This window comes from Pseudoselenomonas ruminis (assembly GCF_008271295.1).
Classification (GTDB): Bacteria; Bacillota; Negativicutes; order Selenomonadales; family Selenomonadaceae; genus Selenomonas_A; species Selenomonas_A ruminis.
Genome location: NZ_VTOY01000011.1, coordinates 59,121 through 67,457, shown reverse-complemented (window position 1 = coordinate 67,457; position 8,337 = coordinate 59,121). Strand labels below are relative to the sequence as shown.

Annotated in this window: 8 protein-coding genes; 3 read left to right on the top strand and 5 right to left on the bottom strand. The window is 48.4% G+C overall.

Annotated elements, in window-relative coordinates:
* The first annotated feature begins 119 nt into the window (after positions 1-119).
* Positions 120-539 (top strand): hypothetical protein, encoded by a 420-nt coding sequence (locus tag FZ040_RS11160; protein WP_149172051.1) that lies wholly within the window; start codon positions 120-122, stop codon positions 537-539.
* Positions 540-580: 41 nt separating this feature from the next.
* Here FZ040_RS11160 and FZ040_RS11155 read toward each other — a convergent pair whose 3' ends face one another.
* The gene (locus FZ040_RS11155; RefSeq protein WP_149172050.1) at positions 581-2,416 is read right to left on the bottom strand and encodes a phosphoethanolamine transferase; all 1,836 of its coding nucleotides are present in this window, start codon (positions 2,414-2,416) and stop codon (positions 581-583) included.
* Between the two features lie 155 nt (positions 2,417-2,571).
* Here FZ040_RS11155 and FZ040_RS11150 point away from each other — a divergent pair, with 155 nt between their 5' ends.
* A complete protein-coding gene (locus tag FZ040_RS11150; RefSeq protein ID WP_149172049.1) occupies positions 2,572-3,033 on the top strand; it encodes a MarR family winged helix-turn-helix transcriptional regulator in 462 nt (153 codons plus the stop codon).
* A 190-nt stretch (positions 3,034-3,223) separates the two neighbouring features.
* Complete coding sequence (locus FZ040_RS11145; RefSeq protein ID WP_149172048.1) at positions 3,224-5,482, top strand: anaerobic ribonucleoside triphosphate reductase; 2,259 nt, start codon at positions 3,224-3,226, stop codon at positions 5,480-5,482.
* A gap of 104 nt (positions 5,483-5,586) precedes the next feature.
* On the opposite strand, the gene FZ040_RS11140 is transcribed toward FZ040_RS11145, so the two are convergent.
* The 4 genes from FZ040_RS11140 to fliD form a co-directional block, all read right to left on the bottom strand.
* A complete protein-coding gene (locus FZ040_RS11140) occupies positions 5,587-6,012 on the bottom strand; it encodes a hypothetical protein (protein WP_149172047.1) in 426 nt (141 codons plus the stop codon).
* Between the two features lie 99 nt (positions 6,013-6,111).
* Entirely contained in the window at positions 6,112-6,240 is a 129-nt protein-coding gene (locus FZ040_RS14260) for a hypothetical protein (protein WP_255448861.1), read from the bottom strand.
* A gap of 257 nt (positions 6,241-6,497) precedes the next feature.
* Positions 6,498-7,178, bottom strand: a complete 681-nt coding sequence (locus FZ040_RS11130) for a flagellar brake protein (RefSeq protein ID WP_187620310.1) — start codon at positions 7,176-7,178, stop codon at positions 6,498-6,500.
* A 125-nt stretch (positions 7,179-7,303) separates the two neighbouring features.
* Positions 7,304-8,176 carry a flagellar filament capping protein FliD gene (gene fliD, locus FZ040_RS11125; protein ID WP_187620309.1) on the bottom strand — a complete coding sequence of 291 codons (873 nt, stop codon included), beginning with the start codon at positions 8,174-8,176 and terminating at the stop codon, positions 7,304-7,306.
* Positions 8,177-8,337: the final 161 nt, after the last annotated feature.

The window sequence follows — 8,337 nt, the reverse complement described above, 5'->3', positions numbered from 1 at the left end:
ATTGCTGGTTTCGGTGTTGGCAGGAATTTGACGAAATCGTGTAGAACGTGTATTATGAGAACTTAGAAAAGGATTAGAAAAAATGGAAGGAATCGTGGTATCTTACAAGGGGAATTACTATGAAAGAGGAAAAGAATCGGCGGCGTTGTACGAGAAAAGAGAGCTTCTTTATCTTGGTGGTGGCCTTCATGTTCCTTATGACGGCAGTGGTTGTGGGGATATCGCAGTTTTCCGTGGGAAGAGAACTGATGGTATCACAGCATGTAACGGCAGCATCATCGTATGATGGCCCTCGGATTGTAGGGGGCGTGGTGCCGGGGGAAACGGGACGGCCCGGAGAAAAGCTTGAAGAAGATAAGGAAAGCGACCCGATTTTTTTGAGTTGGGATTTTATCAATGGCTTATTTGCCGCCATCATTGTGCTGGAGTTTGTCATTTTTCCCATCCTGTTCTGGATATGGTTCAGTCCGGGATGCTCAGAATTGGATGAAAAAGAGGATGAGGATTCGGCGGGCGAATCATTAGCGGAAAAAAAATAGACCTTGTGGATTTTACTATCCACAAGGTCTTTTTTTCAGGCTTATTTTTCTTCCGTGCCGTTAGGGTCTTCGAGCAATGGATGCTGTCCGAGCATCGTTGTCAGATTGCTGCGGTGGAAGCTGTAAGAGAAGCTGGCAAAATCCTGCTCCGGGTTGTAGCGGGCGGAAGGTGCATTCAGCAGGCCGCAAATCATGTCGTAGAGCATGTCGTTGGTAAAGTAGCGGCTCTGGTGCATGCGAAGCGCATTGGTATGGCCCGGCATAACCTGCTGGTAAGATGGTGAGAGGTATGTCCACATGGGGATGCGCACCATGTCAAAGCTGAATACGTCCGGGTTATGGGAAATCTCGATGTTTTCGCCATGGTCGGAGAAGTAAACCATCGCCTGCAGGTTCAGGTTTTTCTGCGCGTAGTCGAAAATCTGCGAGAGAATATAATCGGTATAGAGAATGCTGTTGGCATAAGATTGAACCGAAGAAACGGTAGAATCGCCCTCAGCGGTTTCGAACTTATTGAACTCGCTGGGATAGCGGTTGTTGTAATAAATATGGCTGCCCATGATATGAAGCACAATGAAATTGTTCTTGGACGGGTCAACCTGTGACAAATACTGGAGCAGGGCTTCGTCGTATTTGTCCGAGAAATTATACGAGTCATCGGTCCATTCGGCATGGTCGGCGGTTTTCGCCACCAGCGTGATGGCACTGTCGTATTGTCCGTAGCGGCCCTGATTACTGAACCACCAGGTTTCATAACCGGCCTTTTTGGCTACGTCGACGATCGACGCGGAATCAAAGAATTCCTTGCCGTTATACTGGCTCTGCTCGGTCAATGCCCGTTGCAGGACCGGGACCGTCTGCGACCAGGACGAGTAGACATTGTCAAACTTCAGGAAGTTTGCAGAATCGCTGGCGAATTTGCCGCTGAGCCAGGGCGTGTCGTCATACGGGAAAGAAGGCGTGAAGGCTTTCATATAGTTGCGGGAGGCAGACTCGCCGATAACGACGATGACGGTGCCCGGAAGTTTGGTGGGCAGGGTCATATTCTTGTCAATCATCAGGCTTTCCAAGCGTTCATCGTGACCGATACTGTATTCCTGGGTCTGATTGACATAGGAAATGACATCGTTCCAGAGGTCGGCTACGGAAGTCTGTGGCAGATACCAGCCCTCGGCGGCAATCATGGCAACCGTCAGCAAGGAGAGTGCTCCCATGCGTCCGGCTGTGGTATCTTCCGCCAGCGTACGGCGGAAGAATTCCCGATGACAGTGATAGCAGCCATAGAGGAACAGGGCAAAGCCTGCAAAGATGAGAAGCGTCGGCAACAGGCCGAGGTTGGACTGGATGAAGTCAATGCTTTCGCGGTAGTTGGTCAGATACAGGGCCATAAGCGAAGCAGGGGAAAGGCAATGCCAAAAGAGGCAATAGTAAGTCACCTGGATAAAGGGAATGACAAGACCGAGAAAATTCAGGACGGACATAAACGCCGCTGTGAGTTTCTCGTGACCGAGGCGGAACAAGGCGCCCTCCAAGGCCATGAGCAGGATGAAGCCTGCGGTACCAACAACGAAGTCAAAACAGATTTTTGACTGGTACCATACCGAATGGTAGGTCCACTGATACAGCAGGGGGAAGGTGATACACCAGGCTGTGCCGGTCACGAGGTTTGGCAGGGCAGCCTTGCTGAAGATGCTGACTCGCGTGCCATACTGGATGAGGACGAGCGCGGCGATAATCGGAATCAGGATGGGCATGAAATATTTCGCGCCCATATCCTGGCCGAAGTCAATATAGGCTGCAATCAAGCAGACAAAATAGGCGGCAGCAGCCGCAAACCAACGGATAAATCTGTCCTGGTTTATCGTAGTATGTTTCATAGCTTGGTCTTCTTCTTTCTACTATATTAATGTTTGCGTAAAAACTAATGATAATTCTACATGAAATAGGGTGTTTCGTCAATTTGGCGTTTCCTTGACTTTTAAAGGGGGAGTAAGTAAAATTGACGATAGAAAGAATGAAGTGAGGATTTATCATGGAAAAGCTAGGTTCGTTACGGTTGGAAGACCAGATATGTTTCCCGCTCTATGCCTGTTCCCGTGAAATAATCAAAGCATACCGGCCACATCTGGACCGGTTGGGATTGACGTATACGCAATATATTACGATGGCAGTTCTTTGGGAAGCAAAACAAGTCAGTGTCAAGGAACTCGGGAAGAAGCTGCATCTTGATTCTGGTACGCTTACGCCCCTGTTGAAAAAGCTGGAACGCAAAGGCTATTTGAAACGGGAGCGGTCACGGCAGGACGAACGCGTCGTGATTGTCTGTATCACCGAGGACGGTCAGAAGTTAAAACAGCAGGCAGAAGGCGTTCCGCAGGCGATGCTGGCGCAGATGTCAGCGTTTAGCCAAAGTGATGCCAAGGAACTCTACCGACTGCTCTATCAGCTGATGGATTTTTTGGAGAAACTAAACGGCGACGAAAGTCAAAAATAATGAAAATATCCGTTTGAGCAGGAATGGCAAGGATTCCTGCTCTTTTTATGCCGTGGAGTGCGGGATTTGGTCATTGCCATCTGAGCGGTTCTTTGGTACAATATATTCCGTTATGACAATTATCAACCACAATATATAGGGGGAGGCGTCAAGGAATACCGCATATATGGGAGTGGTATCCGAGTAGTCTATGAACTTAAAAACAGTTACGAAACGTTCTGGCCATACGGTGGCCTATAATCGTGAAAAGATTTTTAATGCCATCGCTGGTGCAAATGTAGATGGCGGCAATAAAATGACCGACAAGGATATCGATGAGGTAACCAGTCAGGTCGAATGGGATATTCAGGACCGCGAAAATGTCAGCGTGGAAGAAATCCAGGATATCGTTGAGCAGGAGCTCATGAAATACGATTTCTATGACGTGGCGAAAAAATATATCACCTATCGGCAGAAACACGCGGAGCGCCGCGCGGCTCAGAAGCATCTGATGAATTCCTATCGGGATATTTTCTTTGCGGATTCGGTCGATGTTGATCTCAAACGCGATAATGCGAATATTAATACCGATGCGTCGATGGGAATTATGCTCAAACTCGGTGCCGAAGGTTCGAAGCACTTTGTTGACAACTATGTGCTGACCGATGAATTCCGTGAGGCCGATAAAGAGAACTGGATTCATATCCATGACAAAGATTTTTCGCTCATCACCTTTAACTGCTGCCAGATTGACCTGTTGAAGTTATTCCATGGCGGTTTCTCGACGGGGCACGGCTTCCTGCGCGAGCCGAACTCCATCCGCGCCTATGCAAGCCTGGCCTGCATCGCGATTCAGAGCAATCAGAATGACATGTTCGGCGGCCAGTCGATCAATGCGTTTGATTATGCTATGGCAGAGGGTATCCGCAAATCCTTCCGCAAAGCCGTTATCGATGAGGCTTACAAGGCTCTGCGGTATCAGTTGGCGCAGTCTGTCGGCAGTGAGGACGAGTTCAAACAGGAATTCAAAAAGGTTATGGATTTTGATTCCTGCCGCTATACGGAAAGCATGGAAGATGAAGGCGCACAGCGTTCGATTGACGCTGTCAAGAAGGCTGTGGCAAGCCTGTTGACGGATGTCTATCATCAGGAACTTACTGACCTTGAGCGAATCGTGACGGTAATCTACCAGCTGGCCTGTGAGGATGTTGTCGAAGAGACGCATCAGGCCATGGAGGCGCTCATTCACAACTTCAATACCCTGCACAGCCGTGCCGGTGCTCAGGTTCCGTTCAGCTCCATCAACTATGGTATGGATACGTCGCCCGAAGGCCGTCTGGCTGTCCGCGAAGTGTTAAATGCCATCTGGTCGGGACTTGGCAACGGCGAGACGCCGATATTCCCGATTTCGGTATTCCAGCTCAAGGCGGGTGTCAACTACAATCCGGAAGACCCGAACTATGACCTGTTCCTGCAGGCCTGCAAGACGAGCGCGAAGCGCCTGTTCCCGAACTTCGTCAACATCGATGCGCCGTACAATCTCCAGTATTACAAACCGGGGGATTACAACAGTGTCGTGGCAACGATGGGGTGCCGCACCCGCGTTATGAGCAACATCAATGGCCCGGAGGAGTCCGGCAGTCGCGGCAATTTTGCTTTTACGACGATCAACCTGCCGAAACTGGCGCTGGAGTCTAAAGGCGATATGGACAAATTCTGGCAGCTGTTTGACAAATATATCCAGATCAGTCATGATTATCTGCTGGAGCGCCTGCATGTCATCGAGCAGAAACACGTCTATAACTACCCGTTCCTCATGGGGCAGGGCGTATGGATGGACAGCGACAAATTGTCCAATGATGACAGCATCAAGGATGTTCTTAAGCATGCGTCCTATTCCATTGGTTTCTGCGGCCTGGCGGAGTGCCTGAAAGCACTTACGGGCAAGCATCACGGCGAAAGTGCTGAGGCGCAGGAACTGGGCCTTAAGATTGTCGGGCACCTGCGGGCGGCAACCGATAAATATACGGAAGATGAGCACATGAATTGGTCGACGTTCGGCACGCCGGCAGAATCAACGGCAGGCCAGTTCCAGCGCAGCAACCGCAAGAAATACGGCGTCATCGAGGGCGTTACGGACCGCGACTACATGACGAACTCCAGTCATGTCCCGGTATACTATCCGATAAAAGCCATCGATAAAATCCGCATTGAGGCACCGTACCACGCCCTTGAAAATGCTGGTCACATTGCCTACATCGAGATGGATGGCGACCCGACCAAAAACGTCAAAGCATTCGAGAATGTAGTCCGTGCGATGCACGACGCCGATATGGGTTACTTCTCCATCAACCATCCGGTTGACCGTGACCCGGTCTGTGGCTACACCGGCATTATCGAAAACGAATGCCCACATTGCCATCGTAAAGAAGTCGGCACCGGCCGCTTCACGATAAAACGTATGAAGTAAAAGAAAAAGTTCTTTATGAAAAAAACCTCCTCCTAAGACGACTGTAAAAATTGTCGTCTTAGGAGGAGGTTTTTACGTTTGCTTGCTCAGCTAGGGAGTAGTGGCTATTTTATCAAAAAAGGAATATATACAAGTGCACATAATAATAACAATGAACCACCTGTGAAAGAAATGATTAGTTTGAGTAACTTTTTATCTGCTCCATTGCATTCGCTCATTTTGTTTACCACTATGGATGCAAGCGCCCCAAAAGCCGACCAAAGGATCAATGCACCTTTGGTTACGCCATCATAAGGTGTGTTAGTATGCCAAAAAAGTCCAATCAAACACGTTATGCCAAATAAGCCAAACGACAGAATGATTATTTTTTGATGAAATTTTTTCCAGTAATATATAGCTAAGCTTATAAACAATATTAGAAGAAATCCCCAAAGCAATTTCTCGTTTATATATTTATCCATTCCTTTGGCCAATATCGTCACCGAAATGGATAGAAACAAGATAGGTTTGTTTATTTTTAAATTAGTCATTTTCTAATACCGCCTCCTTTTCCCGTGAAGTAATCGTATCGATTCCTATTCCAAATACAATCGCTCCTCCTACTGCCAGGGCAATTGCGGGGGCGCCTGTTAATCAGCGGCACCTGTAAGTACGCTGCTGCCTACAGCAAAGGCAACTCCTGTTGCATCGATACTAGCTGCTGCAAATTTTTCTCTTGTCGTATAATTGGGGTTAGTGAAATCATCATAGATATCCATAGCCCCTACACATATAGCAACAACGGAATTTTTGGCCATTGCCTTTGAGGATGTTACAGCATATTTAGCTAATCCGGCGAGATCTTTTATACCGGCTTCTTTGATTGGTGTCACGGAAGAGTTGGTAAATACATGTTTCTCGGATAGTGCAGTATCTGCTGCTGTGGTTGTCGTATTCTTAGCCAGCGAATTGCCTTGTCGTAATCTGGAGGAACAGCGTGGCTGTATTTCTGAATGGGACAATGGGGCAGTTAGAATTACTTTACAGGGAGGAGCAGTCCTTTTTGCAGGTAACTTCGTTGCAACTCAAAAATGCATTGAATGAGTTTGTCTTGCTGGCGCAGGTCAAGGTTGTCTTCGAAGGAGGCGCCGATGTGGAAGACCGTTCCCGAAAACACTTCGATTTTGGTGCATCGTTCTATCCGGGCTTCGGTATGAAGCGTCCCATAGAGCGGGAGATCGGGAATGGTGATAATAATTTTTTCGTGCAGGAGCACTTCGTTCGTATGGGCAAAGCAGATGCCGCCGCCGCTGATGTCGACCAGCGTAGCCTCGATGGTATCCTGCATACTGCCATGGGCACCGGGCAGTTTTACTTGAATAGGAAGCGGCATGGGCACGCGGACAAAGCGGCGCATTTGGATACGCTCCACAGTAGCAGGCTTTTCGATGAACCAGTTCTTTTCCGCAACGGTGGAACTGCTGCGGAAATTGGCAGCAAAGCGGTAAACGCAGCCATTGCCCGTAACCGTACACTGGAGTTCATCACTGTTAAGGGGCGTGGCTAAGAAGGTTTGGGGCGAAACATCAAGGCTAATGGACAAAAAGCGGTGGGCAATTTCATTTATCGTTCCGTGGATATCGATGGCATTGTCAGTAATATGTATAGCCTGGCCCTCGCGCAGGACTGCTTCGGCAGGTTTGCTCTCCGTCGTCATAGGCGGTATCCTTTCTGTTTTGTCGTTATTGCAATTGATTATATGGTAGCAAAGTCCTATTCTGGTGTCAATCAAAAAAGCCTGTCTCATTTTTCGAGACAGGCTTTTCCGTTGATGGGCAGTTTTTACCACGCCATATTCAGCAGATTCCCAATCATGTTGTACTGCACGTTGGCAGTCAGGACTTTCGGGTTGGTGTAGGCTGAGGCAAGGTTCAGCTCACTTCCGAGCATGGTCTTCATCGATGGGAAGGCCTTGTCCTGCTGGGCAAGGGCAAATTCGGCATGATGGCTGGCTTTGCCGGCCAGGCCGTTTTTGCCCAAGGCGTTTTCAACGCGGCTGCCATTTTCGGTAAGAGCTTTGGCAAGTTTGTCTTCATCGACAGATAGTTCGCCCGTTTTGCTATCCACAGTTATTCCGACCTGTTTGTAGATATCGGAACGATAGGTGGTATCCGCAAAAGTGTTGGCGATGGATTTCATGCGTTTGCTCACACTGCTGTAGTCGTTCGTCGTTCCCAGGGCATCGTTGTAGTCAGATACGAGCTGTTTGATGTCTTTGATGGCACTTTTCAGTGCATCGCTGTACGTTTTCGTACCATCTTCAGCCGTTTTGATGTCGTCCTGGCTGAACTTCGAAGTGTCCAGTTTAGCAACATTGCCAGCGGAATTTTTCAGGTCACCCATCGTGGCCGAAAATTCCGTCTGGTAGACTTTCCGGGCTTCGTTGTACGAGTTGACGAGTTCCGTTGCACTGGAGCTGATGCCATAAATCGTACTGAGACCCGAAAGACTTGACGAGGAACTGGCCGAAGCGGTGTAGTTCGACCAGAGATTCGTCAGGGAATCCTGTGCGGCATTGGTTTTTTTCTGCGTGCTATAGGCAGAGGAAAATGCAGACACGAGATTGCTGTTGGCCGATGTGGTGCTGGCAGTGTTACCTGAAGCCATTTTATACATGGTATAGGTGTTGTTCGCCAGCGAAGAAATCGTGGTCATGGTAAAACCTCCTTTCATCAAAAATGTGGGAAGAAAATACTATCCCTATTGGTATATCGATGGATTGGAATGAAAAGATAAGCCGTTTTTACAAAGTGAAAAAATTTTCTGTCTTTATGATTCGCTCGTGAATTATACGGATAAGCTATGTTTATTAAGGG